General features: G+C 70.8%; 16 protein-coding genes. 9 read left to right on the forward strand and 7 right to left on the reverse strand.

What is annotated here, in order from left to right; genetic code table 11:
- Positions 1–1,905, reverse strand: a complete 1,905-nt coding sequence (locus tag ACIQLK_RS13045; RefSeq protein ID WP_400365218.1) for a chorismate-binding protein — start codon at positions 1,903–1,905, stop codon at positions 1–3.
- A gap of 237 nt (positions 1,906–2,142) precedes the next feature.
- Here ACIQLK_RS13045 and ispG point away from each other — a divergent pair, with 237 nt between their 5' ends.
- Positions 2,143–3,273 (forward strand): flavodoxin-dependent (E)-4-hydroxy-3-methylbut-2-enyl-diphosphate synthase, encoded by a 1,131-nt coding sequence (gene ispG / locus ACIQLK_RS13050; protein WP_400365591.1) that lies wholly within the window; start codon positions 2,143–2,145, stop codon positions 3,271–3,273.
- Between the two features lie 45 nt (positions 3,274–3,318).
- Here ispG and ACIQLK_RS13055 read toward each other — a convergent pair whose 3' ends face one another.
- Genes ACIQLK_RS13055 through pcp form a run of 4 tightly spaced genes read right to left on the reverse strand, consistent with a single transcriptional unit; the run spans position 3,319 to position 7,169 of the window.
- Positions 3,319–4,338, reverse strand: a complete 1,020-nt coding sequence (locus tag ACIQLK_RS13055; protein WP_400365220.1) for a 1-aminocyclopropane-1-carboxylate deaminase — start codon at positions 4,336–4,338, stop codon at positions 3,319–3,321.
- Entirely contained in the window at positions 4,335–4,997 is a 663-nt protein-coding gene (locus ACIQLK_RS13060; RefSeq protein WP_400365222.1) for a GntR family transcriptional regulator, read from the reverse strand. Before ACIQLK_RS13060 ends, ACIQLK_RS13055 begins: the two co-directional genes overlap by 4 nt.
- Before the next feature lie 46 nt (positions 4,998–5,043).
- Positions 5,044–6,480: an RNB domain-containing ribonuclease gene (locus tag ACIQLK_RS13065; protein WP_400365224.1), complete on the reverse strand. Its 1,437-nt coding sequence runs from the start codon at positions 6,478–6,480 to the stop codon at positions 5,044–5,046.
- 53 nt (positions 6,481–6,533) lie between these two features.
- Positions 6,534–7,169: a pyroglutamyl-peptidase I gene (pcp, locus tag ACIQLK_RS13070; protein ID WP_400365226.1), complete on the reverse strand. Its 636-nt coding sequence runs from the start codon at positions 7,167–7,169 to the stop codon at positions 6,534–6,536.
- 61 nt (positions 7,170–7,230) lie between these two features.
- On the opposite strand from pcp, the gene ACIQLK_RS13075 reads away from it, so the two are divergent.
- Both ACIQLK_RS13075 and ACIQLK_RS13080 read left to right on the forward strand, forming a co-directional pair.
- The gene (locus ACIQLK_RS13075; RefSeq protein WP_400365228.1) at positions 7,231–9,024 is read left to right on the forward strand and encodes a proline--tRNA ligase; all 1,794 of its coding nucleotides are present in this window, start codon (positions 7,231–7,233) and stop codon (positions 9,022–9,024) included.
- Positions 9,025–9,096: 72 nt separating this feature from the next.
- Positions 9,097–10,176, forward strand: a complete 1,080-nt coding sequence (locus ACIQLK_RS13080) for a TIGR00730 family Rossman fold protein (protein WP_400365230.1) — start codon at positions 9,097–9,099, stop codon at positions 10,174–10,176.
- A 10-nt stretch (positions 10,177–10,186) separates the two neighbouring features.
- Here ACIQLK_RS13080 and ACIQLK_RS13085 read toward each other — a convergent pair whose 3' ends face one another.
- Positions 10,187–10,987 (reverse strand): DUF1206 domain-containing protein, encoded by an 801-nt coding sequence (locus tag ACIQLK_RS13085; protein ID WP_400365232.1) that lies wholly within the window; start codon positions 10,985–10,987, stop codon positions 10,187–10,189.
- Positions 10,988–11,107: 120 nt separating this feature from the next.
- Between ACIQLK_RS13085 and nusA the strand changes: the two genes are divergently transcribed.
- The 4 genes from nusA to rbfA all read left to right on the forward strand — a co-directional run bounded on the left by nusA (position 11,108) and on the right by rbfA (position 15,762).
- Positions 11,108–12,097, forward strand: a complete 990-nt coding sequence (nusA, locus tag ACIQLK_RS13090) for a transcription termination factor NusA (RefSeq protein WP_400365234.1) — start codon at positions 11,108–11,110, stop codon at positions 12,095–12,097.
- Positions 12,098–12,106: 9 nt separating this feature from the next.
- Positions 12,107–12,373, forward strand: coding sequence for a YlxR family protein (locus ACIQLK_RS13095; RefSeq protein ID WP_400365235.1), 267 nt, complete (start codon positions 12,107–12,109; stop codon positions 12,371–12,373).
- Positions 12,374–12,465: 92 nt separating this feature from the next.
- Positions 12,466–15,192: a translation initiation factor IF-2 gene (infB, locus tag ACIQLK_RS13100; RefSeq protein ID WP_400365237.1), complete on the forward strand. Its 2,727-nt coding sequence runs from the start codon at positions 12,466–12,468 to the stop codon at positions 15,190–15,192.
- 135 nt (positions 15,193–15,327) lie between these two features.
- On the forward strand, positions 15,328–15,762 hold the full coding sequence (gene rbfA / locus ACIQLK_RS13105) for a 30S ribosome-binding factor RbfA (RefSeq protein ID WP_400365239.1): 435 nt from the start codon (positions 15,328–15,330) through the stop codon (positions 15,760–15,762).
- A gap of 20 nt (positions 15,763–15,782) precedes the next feature.
- Here rbfA and ACIQLK_RS13110 read toward each other — a convergent pair whose 3' ends face one another.
- Complete coding sequence (locus ACIQLK_RS13110) at positions 15,783–16,649, reverse strand: A/G-specific adenine glycosylase (protein ID WP_400365241.1); 867 nt, start codon at positions 16,647–16,649, stop codon at positions 15,783–15,785.
- 169 nt (positions 16,650–16,818) lie between these two features.
- Between ACIQLK_RS13110 and truB the strand changes: the two genes are divergently transcribed.
- Positions 16,819–17,715 (forward strand): tRNA pseudouridine(55) synthase TruB, encoded by an 897-nt coding sequence (gene truB / locus ACIQLK_RS13115; protein WP_400365243.1) that lies wholly within the window; start codon positions 16,819–16,821, stop codon positions 17,713–17,715.
- Positions 17,712–18,080 carry a hypothetical protein gene (locus ACIQLK_RS13120; RefSeq protein ID WP_400365245.1) on the forward strand — a complete coding sequence of 123 codons (369 nt, stop codon included), beginning with the start codon at positions 17,712–17,714 and terminating at the stop codon, positions 18,078–18,080. The genes truB and ACIQLK_RS13120 overlap by 4 nt, the downstream gene beginning before the upstream one ends.
- Positions 18,081–18,124: the final 44 nt, after the last annotated feature.

Genomic DNA, 18,124 nt, shown 5'->3' on the forward strand with positions numbered 1-18,124 from the left:
TCAGCCCTCAGCGGGCTGGAGCGCGTGCGTCACGAGCCGCTCGAGGGTCGTCAGCCCGTCGCGCGACAGGATCGACTCCAGGTGGCCCTGAACGGACGCGTACCCCGGACCACGGAGTGCGTAGACGTCGCCGGTGGCGGGGTCCGCGGCGACGTGGGTCGCCCCCACCCGGTCGGTCCCCGGCGCGACGCGCGCGGTGAAGGTGTTGTAGAACCCGATGGATGCCTCGGCCCCGAACACGTCGACCGTCTTCTGCAGCCCCTGGTGCGGGCTCGCCAGGGGCGCGAGCTCGATGCCCAGCCGGTCGGCGAGCACCTGATGGCTCAGGCACACGGCCAACAGCGGCGCGCCGGAATCGAGGCGGGCGCCCACGACGTGGCGCAGTCTCGCGATCCGCTCGCTGTCCGCATCCCGGGGGTCGCCGGGGCCGGGGCCCGAGACCACGAGGTCGGCCGCGGCGACCGCATCCGGGGTCGCCTCCGACCAGTGGGCGATCGTCACCTCGAAGCCGAGGTGACGCAGCTGATGGGCGAGCATCGTCGTGAAGCGGTCCTCGGCATCCACCACTAGGGCCGTCCGTCCCGCGAGAGGACCGCGTCCGGGTTCACCCTGCGGGTTGAGCCAGAACGCCGCGAGGCGGGCGTTGCGTGACGCGAGGAGTTCGGCGATCGCCGGGTCTTCGCCCAGCGGCCGGCGCGCGGGGGCGGGCGCATCCTCGTCGACCTCGGCGGTGACGACCGTGTCGCGGGGGATGGCGCCGATCGCGCCGAGGACACCGGCGGCCTTGCCGTGCGTCTCGCCGACTTCGCCGTAGGGGTCGGAATGGCGCACCAGGGTCGCCCCGACGGGCACCCGCAGTCGGCCTCCCGCGACGTAGGCGGTGCGGATGAGGATCGGGGCGTCGAGGTCGTGGCCGCCGCCGGCGCGCGGGGTGAACAGCGCGGCGACGCCCGAGTAGTAGCCGCGCGGGCTCTGCTCGTGACGGGCGATGACGGTGCAGGCGTTCTGCATGGGGGAGCCCGTGACGGTCGGGGCGAACATCGTCTCGCGGAGGATGTCGCGCGGGTCCATCGTGCTCGTCCCGCGGAGCATGTACTCCGTGTGCGTCAGGCGGGACATCTCCTTGAGGTGCGGGCCGGTGATCCGTCCGCCGTCGCTGCAGACGGCCGACATCATCTTCAGCTCCTCGTCGACGACCATGAAGAGCTCCTCGGTCTCCTTCGTGGACGAGAGGAACTCGGTGAGCGTTTCGGCGGTCGCGCCGCCGGCGGGGTGCCGGAACGTGCCCGAGATCGGGTTCATCGTCACGATGCCGTCCTGCGCGCTCACGTGCGCCTCGGGACTGGCACCGACGGCGAGGTGACCGGGCGTCGAGACGAGGAAGGTCCAGTAGGCGCCGCGCTCGTGCTCGAGGAGGGCGCGGAACCACGTCAGGCCGGCGGTGAGCGGGTCGCCGCCGACGCCGGCGACGTAGTCGCGCCGGATGACGAAGTTGGCGCCTTCGCCGCGGCCGATCTCGTCCGCGATGACGCGCCGGACGATGTCGGCGTACGCCTCGTCGTCGATGTCGAAGCCCGCGTCCTCGAGCGGGATACGGTCGGTCGGCAGCTGCGCGAGTGCGTCGGCGAGAGGGAGGGCGCGTCGCTCTCCGATGACGAGGCAGCGCAGGGGTGCCTCGTCATCGTGGCACGCGAAGCCCCGCTCGACGACCTGACGGAACGGCACGAGGGCGAGGACCTCGCGGTCGGCGCCGTCCGCGTCGGAGAGGGGGATGTCGGCGAGCAGGTCGACGTCGACGACCTCGCCCGTGAGCACCTCGACCGTCTCGCCGTCGCGGGCGAGGAGGGCGAAGGGGACGCCGCGGGCGGCGAGGTCGGCGAGGATGATCGGGGCGGTGCCGGTCATGGTGGTTCTTCCGTTCGGGGCGGTCGCCGATGAAACGAGAAACGACCGCCGGGCTCTCAGCTCGGGCGGTCGTCGAATGTTCGCGGCGTCCGCCTCAGGCGGTGCGCCACCACGTGCGGTTCGCGAACATGGGGTGAACCTACCACAGGCGGCTTTGGCGGCATCCTCGCGGCCGCACACCGTGCCGCGCGCGCCCCGGCGGCTTAGGCTGGACCCGTGCCAGCTGTCAACATCGGGATGCCCCGCGTGCCGGAGGTCCTCGCACCTCGTCGCAAGAGCCGTCAGATCAAGGTCGGCAAGGTCCTCGTCGGTGGCGACGCGCCCGTCAGCGTCCAGTCGATGACGACGACGCCCACCACCAACATCAACGCGACCCTCCAGCAGATCGCCGAGCTCACCGCCTCGGGCTGCGAGATCGTCCGTGTGGCGGTGCCCCACCAGGCAGACGCCGATGCGCTGAAGATCATTGCTGCCAAGAGCCAGATCCCCGTGATCGCCGACATCCACTTCCAGCCGCGCTACATCTACACCGCGATCGACGCGGGCTGCGGCGCCGTGCGCGTCAATCCCGGCAACATCCGCGAGTTCGACGGCAACGTCGGTCAGATCGCCGCAGCTGCCAAGGCCGCAGGCGTCTCTCTCCGCATCGGCGTCAACGCCGGATCGCTCGACAAGCGGATCCTCGAGAAGTACGGCAAGGCGACGGCCGAGGCCCTCGTCGAGAGCGCCGTGTGGGAGGCATCCCTCTTCGAGGAGCACGACTTCCACGACTTCAAGATCTCGGTCAAGCACAACGACCCCGTGGTCATGGTGAAGGCCTACCGCATGCTCGCCGAGCGGGGCGACTGGCCCCTCCACCTCGGCGTGACCGAGGCCGGGCCCGCCTTCCAGGGCACCATCAAGAGCGCGACCGCCTTCGGCATCCTGCTGGGGGAGGGCATCGGCGACACGATCCGTGTCTCGCTGTCGGCACCCCCCGCCGAAGAGGTCAAGGTCGGCCACCAGATCCTTCAGTCGCTGAACCTGCGCGAGCGCAAGCTCGAGATCGTGTCGTGTCCGTCGTGCGGTCGCGCCCAGGTCGACGTGTACACCCTCGCCGACAACGTCACCGAGGGTCTCAAGGACATGACCGTGCCGCTGCGCGTCGCCGTCATGGGCTGCGTCGTCAACGGCCCCGGCGAGGCGCGCGACGCCGACCTCGGTGTCGCCTCGGGCAACGGCAAGGGACAGATCTTCGTCAAGGGCGAGGTCGTCAGGACCGTCCCCGAAGAGGACATCGTCGCGACCCTCATCGCGGAGGCGAACCGTCTCGCCGACGAGATGGGGCCGGACGCCCCGATCGGGACCGCCCAGGTCGTCACCTCCTGACGGGACACGGATGCCGCGGGCCTGACCTCCGGCATCCGCTCCCGGTCAGCTCCAGAGGGAGTGGTAGGCGTTGATCGCCGGCTGACCGCCGAGGTGCGCGTACAGCACGGTCGAGTCCTTCGGGATGTCGCCGCCCTTCACGAGGTCGATGAGCCCGGCGAGCGATTTCCCCTCGTAGACGGGGTCGGTGATCATCGCCTCGAGCTGCGCGCCGAGCGCCATCGCGTTCATCGTGGACTCGACGGGGATTCCGTACAGGTCGCCGGCCCACCCCTCCAGGACCTGGATCTCATCCTCGCGGAGGTCGCGGCCGAGCTCGATGAGCTCGGCGGTGTTCCGCGTGATGCGGGCGACCTGGTCGCGCGTCTTCTGCAGCGTGGCGGATGCGTCGATGCCGATCACCCGACGCCGGACACCGGTCATCTCCTCGAGCGCCGCGAACCCGGCGATCATGCCCGCGTGGGTCGACCCGGTGACGGTGCAGACGACGATCGTGTCGAAGAAGACGCCGAACTGCTTCTCCTGCTCAGCGACCTCGAACGCCCAGTTCGCGAAGCCGAGACCGCCGAGGCGGTGCTCCGATGCGCCGGCGGGGATCGGGTAGGGGGTGCCGCCGGCATCCTCCACCTCCTGCAGCGCCTGCTTCCACGAATCGCGGATGCCGATGTCGAAACCGGCCTCGTCGAGGCGGGAGTCGGCGCCCATCATGCGGGACAGCAGGATGTTGCCGACCTTGTCGTTGACCGGCTCGTCCCACGGCACCCACTTTTCCTGCACGAGACGCGCCGTCAGCCCCAGATGCGCGGCGACGGCCGCCACCTGACGGGTGTGGTTGGACTGGTAGCCGCCGATCGACACGATCGTGTCGGCACCGCTCGCGAGGATGTCGGGGACGATGTACTCGAGCTTGCGCGTCTTGTTGCCGCCGAAGGCGAGACCGCTCGAGACGTCCTCGCGCTTGGCCCAGACCTCCGCGCCGCCCAAGTGCTGGGTCAGCCGCTTCAGGTGCTGCAGCGGACTCGGTCCGAAGGTGAGCGGATGGCGGGGGAACTGGTCGAGGATCATGCGGTCTCCTGAGGGGTGGTGTCGGCGAGAAGGTCGAGCCAGAGGCCCTCGGCCACGGCGCCTGCGGACTCGGCGTCCCGCGCCGTGCAGTGGCGGATGAGGTCGGCGTGGCGGGCGGCGGAGGCGTCTGCCTCGTCGGAGGAGAATCGCAGGCGCTCGGCGCGCTCGAGGACCGGTCCGTAGAGGGCGAGCACCGTGCGGACGGCCTCGTTGGCGGCCCGATCGACGGCGACGGCGTGGAAGTCGTGGTCGGCACGCTGGGCCGCAGCGGCGTCCCCGGCGGCGTGGGCGGCCACGAAGGCGTCGTTCGCCCGCCGCATCCGATCGATGTCGTCGTCGGTTAGGCGCGGCGTGGATTCGACGACGGCGATGCGGTGCATCGCCGCCACGACCGAGGCGGCATCGCGCTGAGCCCGCCCGTCGATGGGCGCGACGATCGTCGATCGGCCCGGCTGGGCGAGGACGAGCCCGGAGCGGGCGAGGTCGAGGAGCGCCTCGCGGACAGGCGTCCGTGAGACGCCGAGCCAGGCGGAGAGTTCCGCGTCGCGGAGCTGCTCGCCCGGCGCGAGGGTGCCGTCGACGATGGCATCGCGCAGCGTCGCGCGCACCTCGTCGCGGAGGAGTCCACGGGGAGGGAGAGAGGTGGAGGGGACTGGCATGCAATATATTGCACACGTCACCGCCCCGCCGTGCAAATCGACACGCTCACGCGGCGGTGAACTCGCTCGTGCCGGTCGTCACGTCCGCCGCGACCAGGCGGATGCGGACTAGGCTGCCGGGCTCGGCGTCGAGGCCCGGGACGACGGTCTCGAGCGGGGGATCCGACATCGCGACGCGCGCGCCGTTCTCGCGGCGCCGGAGGACGACGGCCTCGAACTCCTCGCCCACGCGGGCCGACAGGACCGCCGCCGCGACACGCTCGACGGCCGCCGCATCGACCTGCGACGCGGACCTGGCGGACCGCTCCATCGCCTCGGGGATCTCGGCGAGCGAGGCGCGGACCTCGCCCGGAACCGCGCGACCGTTGGCGAGTGCGTCGCAGACGAGCAGGGACCATCGGTCGACGAGCCGCCGGAGCGGGGCCGTCACGTGCGCATACGGAGCCGCGATCGCCGCCTGCGTCGTCAGCTCCGGCAGGTCTCCGTCGAAGGCGGCGTACCCGGCTCCGCGGAAGAGTCCGGCGGCGAGGTCGCGGACGACCCGGCCCGCAGGCGTGCGCGGCAGATCCCGGAGGTACTCGCCGTAGGCGACGCCTTCGCGCCACGGCAGACCGAGGGCGGCGGTCTGCGCGCGGAAGGCCGCGACGTCCTCGTTGGATGCCGGGGGCATCGTGCGGAGGATCCCGACGCGCCCGGCGATCATGATCTCGGCCGCGGCCATCCCGGTCAGCAGCGACACCTGCGCGTTGGCGTCTTCGAGCGGGATGCCGTCGTCGGCCTCGAGCGCGTACCCGTCCGCCGTGGCGACGACGCGGATCTCGGGGAGGTTCAGGCTCGCTCCACCGCGTTCGATCTCCCGGCGGGCGCGTTCCTCGCCGAACCAGACGAGGTGATGGATGGAGTCGGGCGCGCCGCCGCCCGCGAGCGCGGCCTGCGCGTCCACGTACGACCACTGGGCCCGGGAGCGGATCACCCCGCGGGTCAGCGTCGTGGAGGTCGGCCGGGCCCCGGCATCCAGCTCGAACCGCCAGACGTAGGCGCGACGATCCCGCTCCGGCAGCAGTGAGGCGGCGTCCTCGCTGAGGACGGCGGGGTGGAGGGGGATCCGCCCGTCGGGCGCGTAGACGGTCTGGCCGCGGCGGCGGGCCTCGGCATCCACCGTCCCGCCGAGGGCGACGAACGCCGGGACGTCGGCGATGGCGTAGTGCAGGATGCCGCCGCCGTCGGCGGTCCGCTCGAGGTGCAGCGCCTGGTCGAGGTCGGTCGAGCCCGCGGGATCGATCGTGAGGAAAGGGACGTCGCGGAGGTCCGCCAGTTCCTCGACCGCCGGATCGACGGGGACGGTGCGGGCGGCGTGCTCGGCCTCGGCCTGCACATCGGCCGGGAAGTCCGCCGGGAGATCGAACTCGGTGCGAAGGGCAGCGAGCGCGTCGCGGAGTTCCGTTTGGGCGGGGGAGACGAGACGCGCGCGACGGCTGGGCACGCGGTCAGTGTAGGTCCGGGCGGCCCTCGTCGGGTCGAGCCGGACCGCCTTTCTCAGGACAGCTCGCCGCCTGCTGCAGCGACGTCGTCCTCGGAAGCGAGCGCCACACGCGCCGCGATCTCGAGGGCGTCCCTGATGGTCTCGATCGGCAGGCTCGGTGCTCCGTCGGGCCCGGTCCCCTCGGCCCACGGCAGATGGATGAATCCGGCGCGCGTGGCGGTGCCCTCGGTCGCGTGGAGCGCGGCGTACATCGTCGCGTTGCAGACGAAGGTGCCCGCCGTGTGCGAGAGGGTGGACGGGATGCCGGCCGCTCCGAGGGCCGCGCTGATCGCCTTGACCGGGAGTGTCGCGAAGTATGCGGCGGGGCCGCCCTCGACGACGGCGGCGTCCTGCGGGCGGTGACCGACGTTGTCGGGGATCCGGGCATCGGCGAGGTTCACCGCGATGCGCTCCGGAGTGACGGCGGTGCGGCCGCCGGCGAGACCGGTGGCGAGGACGACGTCCGGTCGGTGCTCGTCGAGCAAGGCCGCCATCCGTGCGATGGCGCCGTCGAAGGTGACGGGCAGAACCTCGGTGATGAGACGATCCGACCCGGTCCACCGCTCGGCGACGGCGCGGACCGCGTCACCGGAAGGATTGACGGTGTCGCCCGCGAAGGGTTCGAAGCCGGTCAGCAGCAGTGTCGGCATCCGTCCAGGCTACGCGTCACCCGCCACGCGCGGCCGGCGGGCGGTCCTAGACTTGACCCTCGTGGTCACCCGTCTCTCGACATACTTCCTCCGCACGCTCCGCGAAGACCCGGCCGACGCCGAGGTCACCAGCCACCGGCTGCTGGTGCGCGCCGGCTACATCCGCCGTGCCGCGCCCGGCATCTTCACGTGGCTGCCGCTGGGTCTGCGCGTGAAGGCGAAGCTCGAGCAGATCATCCGTGAGGAGATGGCGGAGGCAGGCGCGTTCGAGGTGCACTTCCCGGCCCTCCTGCCCCGCGACCCCTACGAGGAGTCCGGCCGCTGGACCTCCTACGGAGACGGCATCTTCCGTCTGCAGGACCGCAAGGGCGCCGACTACCTGCTCGCGCCCACGCACGAGGAGATGTTCACCCTGCTCGTGAAGGACCTGTACTCGTCGTACAAGGATCTGCCGCTGACGATCTACCAGATCCAGAACAAGTACCGGGATGAGGCGCGCCCCCGCGCGGGCCTCCTGCGCGGTCGCGAGTTCACGATGAAGGACGCCTACTCGTTCGACTACACGGACGCGGGCCAGGACGTCTCGTACCAGTCGCAGCGCGACGCCTACGAGCGGATCTTCACGCGCCTGAACATGGAGTACGTCATCGTCGCCGCCGACAACGGCCTCATGGGCGGCGCGCGCAGCGAGGAGTTCCTGCACCCCATCGCCGTCGGCGAGGACACCTTCGTCCGCTCCGCGGGCGGGTACGCCGCCAACGTGGAGGCCTTCGCGACCGTCGTGCCCGACGCCCTGCCGATCCCGGGCGGTGCGCCCGTCGTCTTCGACTCGCCCGGTACGCCGACGATCGAGACCCTCGTCGCGCACACGAACGCGCATCTGGAGGCACCCGCGCCCGGCATCGCCGGTCCCGCGACCGACGGTGTGCAGCAGTGGACGGCCGCACACACGCTCAAGAACGTCGTGCTCGCGCTGACCCATCTCGACGGCACACGTGAGCTCGTCGTCGTCGGGCTCCCCGGTGACCGCGACATCGACGACAAGCGCGCCGAGGTCGCCTTCGCGCCCGCCGAGGTCGAGGCCGCGACCGAGGCCGACTTCGCCACGCACCCCGGTCTCGTGAAGGGGTACATCGGACCCTGGTCGCCGAACGGCGCTGTCCTGGGAGAGGAGTCGGCCACCGGCATCCGCTATCTCGTCGACCCCCGGGTGGTCGATGGCACCGCCTGGGTGACGGGTGCGAACGAGCACGAGAAGCACGCGCACTCCGTCGTCTACGGCCGCGACTTCACCGCCGACGGCGTCGTGGACGTCTCGGACGTCCGCGCCGGCGACGCCGCGCCCGACGGCTCCGGTCCCGTGGAGCTCGCCCGCGGCATGGAGATCGGCCACGTGTTCCAGCTGGGACGCTTCTTCGCCGAGAAGCTCGGCCTGAAGGTCCTCGACGAGAACGGCAAGCTCGTCACCGTCACGATGGGCTCGTACGGCATCGGCGTGACGCGCATCCTCGCGATCCTCGCCGAGCTCAACAACGACGACCGGGGGCTCGTGTGGCCCGAGTCGATCGCGCCGTTCGACGTCCACGTCGTCGCGACCGGACGGGATGCGGCGGCCTTCGACCTCGCTGAGGAACTCGCCGCCGACCTCGAGTCCGCAGGGCGCGACGTGCTCTTCGACGACCGCCCGAAGGTCTCGCCCGGCGTGAAGTTCGGCGATGCGGAGCTCGTGGGCGTGCCGAAGATCCTCATCGTCGGCCGGGGCGCCGCGGAAGGCCAGGTCGAGCTCTGGGATCGCCGGTCGGGAGAGCGCACCACGCTCGCCGCGGCGGATGCGGTCGCAGCGCTGACCGCCTGAGCGCCGGCATCCGTCACCGCCGGAGAGCCTGTCGTTCACCCGTGGGACGTCGGATCGTGACAGCCTGGTGGCATGTCGCCGAGCTCCACGTCCTCCCTCGACGGTGACGTCACCGACGCCATCCGCACCCTTCTCTCGCATGCCGGTGTCGAGGAGGATGTCGACCTCGTCGCACGCATCCTCGTCACGGGGGTGGGGTTGGGAGTCGACGACACCGATCGCCTGGACCTGAAGATCGCGTCGGCCGCGCTGTCGGAGATGCGCTCGGCGTTCTCGCTGTTCGCGCCGTACCGGTCGTCGCCGAAGGTCACGATCTTCGGGTCGGCGCGGACGCAGCCGCATGACCCGCTGTACCGGGCCGCGGCCGACATCGCGCGTGCGCTCGCCGACCGCGGCTGGATGGTCGTGACGGGTGCCGGTCCGGGCATCATGCAGGCGGCCGCCGAGGGTGCAGGGCCCGAGCGGTCGCTCGGCGTGTCGATCCGCCTCCCGTTCGAAGAGAAGCCGAACGCCGTGATCGCCGAGGCCGATCGCGTCGTCGCGATGAAGTACTTCTTCACGCGCAAGCTCATGCTCGTCAAGGAGTCACGGGGGTTCGTCGCCGTCCCGGGCGGCTTCGGCACCCTGGACGAGCTGTTCGAACTGCTCACCCTGCAGCAGACCGGCAAGGCGGAGCCGACGCCGATCGTGCTCCTGGACGCCCCCGGCGGCACGTTCTGGCGCGGCTTGGAGCGGTTCGCGCGGGAGCAGCTCATCCCGTCGGGGGTCATCTCTCCCGACGACCTCGACCGCGTCCTCATCACGGACTCGGTGGCCGATGCGGAGGCGGAGATCAGCGGGTTCTGGCGGAACTACGACTCGCTGCGCTGGATCGGTTCGCGCCTCGTCCTGCGCCTGTGCGCCGAACCCACCGACGCTGAGGTCGCCGACCTTTCGCAGCGGTTCTCTCATCTGCTGACCGGCGGCCGGATAGAGCGCACGGCCCCTCTCCGGCGAGAGCGGCAGGACGACGACCGTCTCGACATGCCGCGGCTGATCATGGACTTCGACCGGCACCGCGTCGGCGAGCTGCATCACCTCATCCGCGCCGTCAACGAGCTCGGATCCGCGCCGACCGCCTCCCCGCCGAACGAGCCGCACGCCGTGTCGTGATCGGAGCGCCTCAGAGCTTCGCGTAGCGGGCGCGCAGGAAGCTGAATGCGGCGTAGACGATGAGGCCGAACCCGATCAGGAAGACGAGGAGGGGGCCGAGAGGCTGCTCGAGGAGCGCCGCGATGGCGGCGTCGAACCCGCCGGCCGCCGCAGCCTCCTGCTTGACGGCGGCGACGACGAGCAGCACGCCGACGATGACGACCGACAGGCCTTTGCCGAGGTAGCCGACGATGCCCGTGACGGTGACGGCCGTCCCCATCGCTCCACGGGGGATCCGGACCTGCTTGTCGAAGGAACGGCGCACACCGATGGAGGCGAACACGAGACCGCCGATGGCGAGTCCGATCCCGGCCGCGGCGACGACGAACACGCCTCCCGGAGTGTCGAGCAGCCACCGCGTCACCCGCTGGGCGCTGCGGTCGCCGTCGAGGCGGGCGCCGAGCGCGACCGTCACGGCGATCGCTGCGAGCGCCAGGTAGACGACGGCCTGCCCGGCGGCGGAGAGTCGGCGTCCCCAGGCCGCGGCATCCGTTCCCCTCGCGAGGAAGGCGCGTAGCACCTGGAACAGGCCGAGGGCCCCGAGCAGCAGGCCGAGCAGCCACACGAGGGCGAGGCCCAGCGGCGCCTCGAGGATCGCGCGGAAGACTCCCGCCTGATCGGATTCGCCGCGCCCGCCGAACGAGATCACGACGACGATGACCCCGAAGAGCAGATGCACGATGCCGTTGGCGGCGTACCCCCCGCGTGCCAGGCCCCGTGCGACGGGGGAGCGGCGCACGCTGCGCGCGGCGTCCTCCACGGCATCGGTCATCCTCCGATCTTCTCAGGTCGCCGCCGAGCCGATCGGGTAACGTTGACGGGATGCCGCGACGCACCGGGTTCCCGGGCGTGATCGCGGCGCCGTGTTGAGCAACTGAAAAGGGAGGCACCTATGGACATCGACCTGGGGCTGCTGCGGACTGTCGAGCGCGAACGGGAGATCCCGTTCGATGAGCTGATCCGGATCATCGAGCAGGCCATCCTGACGGCCTACGCGAAGCACACCTCTCCCGACGGTGAACTCCCCGAGGGCGCTCGCGCCCACCTCGACCGCAAGAGCGGACACGTCGCCGTGTACATCCCGTTGCGCGACGACGAGGGCGCGGTCATCGGCGAGGAGGAGTCCACTCCCGACGACTTCGGTCGCATCGCCGCCTTCGCCGCGAAGCAGGTCATCAGCCAGCGTCTGCGCGACATCGCCGACGACGCCGTCCTCGGAGAATTCAAGGGCAAGGAGGGCGACATCGTCGCCGGCGTCGTCCAGCAGGGGCCGAACCCCCGCATGGTGCACGTCGACCTCGGCACGATCGAGGCCATCCTTCCTCCCGAGGAGCAGGTCCCCGGCGAGGACTACCCGCACGGCTCCCGCCTCCGCGTCTACGTGACGTCCGTCTCCAAGGGTCTGAAGGGCCCGCAGATCACCGTGTCGCGCACCCACCCGGGCCTCGTGCGCAAGCTCTTCGCCCTCGAGGTCCCCGAGATCGCCTCGGGCGTCGTCGAGATCGTCTCGCTCGCCCGAGAGGCCGGTCACCGCACGAAGATCGCCGTCAAGGCGAACGATCCCGCCGTCAACGCCAAGGGCGCCTGCATCGGGGAGCTCGGCCGGCGCGTCCGCGCCGTGACCGAGGAGCTCGGCGGCGAGAAGATCGACATCGTCGACTACGACGAGACCCTGCCGAAGTTCGTCGCGAATGCGCTCTCGCCCGCCAAGGTGACCTCGAGCTTCGTGCTCGACCAGGCCACCAAGGCCGTCCGTGCCCTCGTCCCCGACTATCAGCTCTCGCTCGCGATCGGCAAGGAGGGCCAGAACGCGCGGCTCGCGGCGAAATTGACCGGCGCGAAGATCGACATCCAGCCCGACAGCATTCTCGACGAGTCCTGACGCGGTAGGATGGAACCTGTTCGAACGTGCGTGGGATGCCGCGCGCGTGCCGCCCGGTCCTCGTTGCTCCGCATCGTGGCCAGGGACGGTGCCCTCGTCATCGACGAGAAGGCCGTCCTCCCGGGACGGGGCGCGTGGGTGCATGACACGGACAAATGCGTGAGCACCGCCCTCCAGCGGCGCGCATTCGGACGCGCACTACGGGTATCCACACCGCTGGACACAGCGGAACTGGATGCGCGGACCACCAGAGAATCCCTCCAGCGAAACGGCTGAACGGCTATGGACACAAAGTGAACGGCTCGAAATGAGACCCGTCCGCGAATGACGGTCCGCCCTGTCCGGGGCGGACCCCAGACAGGAGAATTGTGGCAAAACCACGCGTGCACGAGATCGCTTCCGAGCTCGGCGTCGACAGTAAAGTCGCCCTCGCGAAGCTGAAGGAGCTCGGCGAATTCGTCAAGAGCCCTTCGTCCACCATCGAGCCCCCCGTGGCTCGCAAGCTCCGCGCCGCCCTCGAGGCGGAAGGCGTCAAGGCTCCTGCCGCTGCGCCCGCGAAGCCCGCTGCCAAGTCGCCGGCGTCCGGTGCGACCCCCGGCCCCCGCCCGTCGGCTCCCAAGCCCGGTCCGGCTCCCGAGCCGGCGGCGCCCGCCGCACCGGCTGAGCCGGCCGCGCAGAAGCCCGCACCGGCTGCCGCCGAGTCCGCGGCTCCCAAGCCGGGTGCAGCAGCCCCCGGCGCGACTCCGGGCAAGCCTGGTGCTCAGCCGCCGCGCCCCGGTGGTGCACCGCGCCCCGGCAACAACCCCTTCGCCAGCTCGCAGGGCATGGGACAGCGTCCCGCCGGCCCGCGTCCCGGCAACAACCCCTTCGCCTCGGCGCAGGGCATGGGCCAGCGTCCTAACCCGGGCAACATCCCGCGTCCGCAGGCTCCGCGTCCCGGCGCCCCTCGCCCCGGCGCTCCGCGCCCCGGCGGTGCGGGCCGTCCCGGTGGCGGTCGTCCCGGCGCACCCTTCCAGCAGCGTCCCGGCGGCCCCGGTCGTCCCGGCGGCGCCGGCGGCTTCGGTGCTGCGCGTCCCGGTGCTCCCGGCGGCGGTTTCGCCGGTCGTCCCGGTGGTGGCGGCGGTCGTGGCCGCGGCCCCGGCGGTGGTACCGCGGGTGCCTTCGGTAAGGGCGGCGGCAAGTCCAAGCAGCGCAAGTCGCGTCGGGCGAAGCGGCAAGAGTTCGAGATGCGGTCGGCGCCGGTCGTCGGCGGCGTCAACGTCTCGAAGGGCAACGGCGAGATCATCCGCCTGCGCCGCGGCGCGTCCATCGCGGACTTTGCCGACAAGCTCGAGGCCCTGCGCGGCTACACCGTTCAGCCCGGCACCCTGGTGACGATCCTCTTCAACCTCGGCGAGATGGCCACGGCCACCGAGTCGCTGGACGAGGCGACCTTCGAGATCCTCGGTGAGGAGCTCGGCTACAAGATCCAGATGGTCTCTCCCGAGGACGAGGACAAAGAGCTCCTCGAAGGCTTCGGTCTCGACCTCGAGGCCGAACTCGAGGCCGAGAGCGAGGACGACCTCGAGATCCGTCCCCCGGTGGTCACCGTCATGGGCCACGTCGACCACGGTAAGACGCGACTGCTCGACGCGATCCGTCAGACCAACGTCGTCGCCGGTGAAGCGGGTGGCATCACCCAGCACATCGGTGCCTACCAGGTGTGGACCGAGCACGAGGGCATCGAGCGTGCGATCACCTTCATCGACACCCCGGGTCACGAGGCGTTCACCGCCATGCGTGCCCGCGGTGCGCAGGTGACCGACCTCGCGATCCTCGTCGTCGCGGCCGACGACGGCATCATGCCGCAGACGGTCGAGGCGCTGAACCACGCTCAGGCGGCGAACGTGCCGATCGTGGTCGCGGTCAACAAGGTCGACAAGCCCGACGCGAACCCCGCGAAGGTCCGTCAGCAGCTCACCGAGTACGGCCTGGTCGCCGAGGAGTACGGCGGCGACGTCATGTTCGTCGATGTGTCGGCTCGGCAGGGCACGAACATCCAGGAGCTGCTGGATGCCGTTCTCCTCACCGCCGACGCGGGTCTGGACCTCACGGCCAACCCGAACAAGGCGGCTCGCGGTGTCGCGATCGAAGCCAAGCTCGACAAGGGTCGCGGCTCGGTCGCCACGGTGCTGATCCAGTCCGGAACGCTGCGCGTCGGTGACGCGATCGTCGCCGGCACGGCCTACGGCCGCGTCCGCGCCATGATCGACGAGAACGGCGACGCGGTCGACGAGGCCTACCCGTCGCGTCCCGTGCAGGTGCAGGGTCTGAACTCCGTGCCCCGCGCCGGCGACGTGTTCATCGTCACCGAAGAGGACCGCATGGCCCGCCAGATCGCTGAGAAGCGTGAAGCGGTCGAGCGCAACGCCCAGCTGGCCAAGGCCCGCAAGCGCATCTCGCTTGAGGACTTCACCCGCGCTCTCGAAGAGGGCAAGGTCGAGTCGCTCAACCTCATCATCAAGGGTGACGTCTCGGGTGCCGTCGAGGCCCTCGAGGAGTCCCTCCTCAAGATCGAGGTCGACGACAGCGTCCAGCTGCGCATCATCCACCGCGGTGTGGGTGCCGTCACCGAGTCGGACATCAACTTGGCGACGATCGACAACGCGATCGTCATCGGCTTCAACGTCCGCCCCGACACGAAGGCCCGTGAACGTGCCGCCCGTGAAGGTGTCGACGTCCGGTTCTACTCGGTCATCTACAACGCGATCGACGACGTCGAGCAGTCCCTCCAGGGCATGCTCAAGCCGGAGTTCGAAGAGGTGCAGTCGGGTGTCGCCGAGATCCGCGAGGTGTTCCGCTCCTCGAAGTTCGGCAACATCGCCGGTGTCATCGTCCGCTCGGGCACGATCACGCGCAACGCCAAGGCGCGGGTCATCCGCGACGGCGTCGTGATCGCCGACGGTCTGGCCATCGAGTCGCTGCGCCGCTTCAAGGACGACGTCACCGAGGTCCGTACGGACTTCGAGGCCGGTATCGGTCTCGGCAAGTACAACGACATCCAGATCGGCGACGAGATCGAGACGACCGAGATGGTGGAGAAGCCGCGCGGCTGATCGCGTCTGTTGCTACGGCGATGGATGCCGCCGGGATAACGGGACCCCAAGACCCCGACTATCCCGGCGACATCCATCGCCTCCGCACTTCCCCCGTCCGCCGATCGCGGGTGGGGAGCACAAGAGGAGAAGGACATGGCCGGAGAACGGCAGGCACGGCTGGCGGACCGCATCCGCGTGCTCATCGCGGAGCGCCTCGAGAAGGGGCTGCGCGACCCGCGGCTCGGATTCGTCACCATCACCGACGTCCGCGTCACGGGTGACCTGCAGCACGCGTCCGTCTTCTACACGGTCTACGGCGACGACGACGCGCGGACGGACTCGGCCGCTGCCCTCAAGGCGGCGACGGGGATGCTGCGCAGCGAGGTCGGGCGCCAGCTCGGCACCCGTCTGACCCCGACCCTCGAATTCATCCTCGATGGGCTCCCCGAGAACGCGGGGCACATCGAGGACCTCCTCCGCGAGGCGCGCGAGCGCGACGCGCAGGTGGCGGGCATCGCGGCATCCGGCACCTACGCCGGCGAAGCGGACCCCTACGTGAAGCCGCGCGAAGAGGGCGACGAGGACTGACACCGTCTGCCTGACGCGTTCTATCGCGGCAGCCGCAGCATCCCGTCGACGGCCTCGACCAGGCCGTCGACGATGAGTGAGTCGATGGCCCGGTCCCGCTGCTGCGGGTCGGGCCATTCGGCGATCACGGACTCTGCGGGCGCGGCGTGACCGTCGGCATCCCGCAGCACCTTCATGACGGCGCCGCGCGCCTGCCGGTCGCTGCCCTCGTACCGCGCCTGCTTGCGGCGCTCGTCGCCCGTGTCCGGGTACCCGGCCGCGCGCCAGGCGCAGGTCTCTGCCAGCGGGCACGCCTCGCATCGCGGCGACCGCGCCGTGCACACGACGGCGCCGAGTTCCATCGCGGCCGCGTTGACGATCGCTGCGTCGTCGTCGTCCGCGGGGAGGATCGCGGCCATCGCGGCGAGGTCGGTCTTCGCGGGAGGCCCCGGCTGGGAGCGGCCGTCGACGGCGCGCGCGAGCACGCGCCGGGTGTTCGTGTCGACGACGGGATGCCGGTCGCCGAACGCGAACACCGCCACCGCCCGCGCCGTGTAGTCCCCGATCCCGGTGAGGGCGAGCAGGGCGTCGACGTCGCGGGGGACGACACCGTCGTGTCGGTCGCGGATCTCCGTCGCCGCGCGGTGCAGCCACAGCGCGCGGCGCGGGTAGCCCAGGTTCGCCCACAGCCGCACGGCGTCGGCCGGGGGAGCGGCGGCGAGGTCGGCGGGAGTCGGCCAGCGCTCGAGCCATTCCTCGAGACGTGGGATGACACGCGCGACGGGGGTCTGCTGCAGCATGAACTCGCTCACGAGCGTCCCCCAAGCGCTGAAACCCTTGCGACGCCACGGCAGGTCCCGGGCGTTCTCGCGGTACCACGCGATCAGCGGCGGGGCGAGGTCGGGCACCGCTCCAGCCTAGGTCGCCACGCGTGCCCTCCTTGCCCGGCCACATAATGTGCTCTCGTCGAGAGCACATCGCACGAACGCGCACAGCGTGTGATGTCGACGAGAGAACATGATCTGGACAGAAGGCGGGAGCGTGAGCGGGGACGGGCGCCAGCCTAGGCTGGAAGCCATGCACCAGAGTCAGGCGAGCGGCGGGATCCTCCTCGTCGACAAGCCGGGCGGCGTCACGAGTCACGACATCGTCGCTCGAGCCCGCCGCGCGCTGAACACCCGCAAGATCGGTCACGCCGGCACCCTCGATCCGATGGCGACCGGGCTCCTCGTCCTCGGCGTCGGCCACTCGACACGGCTGCTGACCTACGTCGTCGGACTCGACAAGACGTACGAGGCAACGATCCGGCTGGGCGTCGCGACGGACTCCGACGACGCCGACGGTGCTGAGACCGCGCGGACGGATGCCGGTGGTGTCACCGACGACGCGATCCACCGCGGCATCCGCTCGCTGACCGGGCCCATGGCCCAGATCCCGAGCACGGTGTCGGCGATCAAGGTCGGCGGGCGACGCGCCTACGACCTGGCTCGCGCGGGGGAGCAGGTCGAGCTGAAGGCGCGGGATGTCGTCGTGAGCAGGTTCGACGTGCTTGAGGTCCGCCGCAGCGAGGAGATCATCGACGTCGACGTCGTCGTGGACTGCTCGAGCGGCACCTACATCCGTGCACTCGCCCGTGATCTCGGCGCGGACCTCGGCGTCGGCGGGCACCTGACCGCGTTGCGGCGCACCCGTGTCGGCCCGTTCGACGTCGCCGACGCCGTGACGGAGCTGACCCCCGCGATGCCGCTGAGGGATGCCGCCGGGGTCGCGGCATCCCTTCTCGGGGCCTTCCCCGTCACCGCGGAGGAGGCGCGCGACCTGCGGCACGGCAAGCGCCTGCTCGGCGCCGCCGAGCGACTCGAGGCGGAGACCCCGGCCGCGATCGCTCCCGACGGAGCCCTCGTCGGCATCGTCGGCCGCCGCGGCGGCGACGTCAAGAGCCTCATGAACATGCCCGAGGAGCAGCAGCCGTGATCGCCTGGTTCACCGTCGTCGTCATCGCCGTCGCGTGCGCCGCCGGGCTCCTGTGCACCGTGCTGGGTCTCGCGGGGCGACGCCCCAGCGACCTGTCGGTCGGGACCCAGGCTCTCATCCTGGTGCTGCTGATCGTGCAGGTGGTGATCGCCATCATCGCTCCCTTCGCGGGCAATCCGCCGTCGGGCGATCTGCTCGAGTTCTGGGTCTACCTGGTCTCGGCGGTGCTGATACCGCCGGCCGCGGTCATCTGGGCTCTCATCGAGCGGAGCCGGTGGAGCACCGTCGTCATGGGTGTCGCGGCGTTCGCGATCGCGATCATGGTGTGGCGCATGAACGTCATCTGGACGATCCAGGTCGCCTGAGGCCTGCCGGCCGGGCGGCGAGGCCCGCTCGCCACGGCCGTAGG

This window comes from Microbacterium sp. NPDC091382, from assembly GCF_044757025.1.
In the GTDB taxonomy this organism is placed as follows: domain Bacteria; phylum Actinomycetota; class Actinomycetes; order Actinomycetales; family Microbacteriaceae; genus Microbacterium.

Excerpts from the sequence above, each read along its gene's own strand:
- ACIQLK_RS13095 (WP_400365235.1), top strand. The coding sequence starts at position 12,107 with ATGGAACCTGTTCGAACGTGCGTGGGATGCCGCGCGCGTGCCGCCCGG.
- ACIQLK_RS13060 (WP_400365222.1), bottom strand. The coding sequence starts at position 4,997 with ATGCCAGTCCCCTCCACCTCTCTCCCTCCCCGTGGACTCCTCCGCGAC.
- ACIQLK_RS13055 (WP_400365220.1), bottom strand. The coding sequence starts at position 4,338 with ATGATCCTCGACCAGTTCCCCCGCCATCCGCTCACCTTCGGACCGAGT.
- ACIQLK_RS13080 (WP_400365230.1), top strand. The coding sequence starts at position 9,097 with ATGTCGCCGAGCTCCACGTCCTCCCTCGACGGTGACGTCACCGACGCC.
- pcp (WP_400365226.1), bottom strand. The coding sequence starts at position 7,169 with ATGCCGACACTGCTGCTGACCGGCTTCGAACCCTTCGCGGGCGACACC.
- ispG (WP_400365591.1), top strand. The coding sequence starts at position 2,143 with ATGCCCCGCGTGCCGGAGGTCCTCGCACCTCGTCGCAAGAGCCGTCAG.
- rbfA (WP_400365239.1), top strand. The coding sequence starts at position 15,328 with ATGGCCGGAGAACGGCAGGCACGGCTGGCGGACCGCATCCGCGTGCTC.
- truB (WP_400365243.1), top strand. The coding sequence starts at position 16,819 with ATGCACCAGAGTCAGGCGAGCGGCGGGATCCTCCTCGTCGACAAGCCG.
- ACIQLK_RS13045 (WP_400365218.1), bottom strand. The coding sequence starts at position 1,905 with ATGACCGGCACCGCCCCGATCATCCTCGCCGACCTCGCCGCCCGCGGC.
- ACIQLK_RS13085 (WP_400365232.1), bottom strand. The coding sequence starts at position 10,987 with ATGACCGATGCCGTGGAGGACGCCGCGCGCAGCGTGCGCCGCTCCCCC.
- nusA (WP_400365234.1), top strand. The coding sequence starts at position 11,108 with ATGGACATCGACCTGGGGCTGCTGCGGACTGTCGAGCGCGAACGGGAG.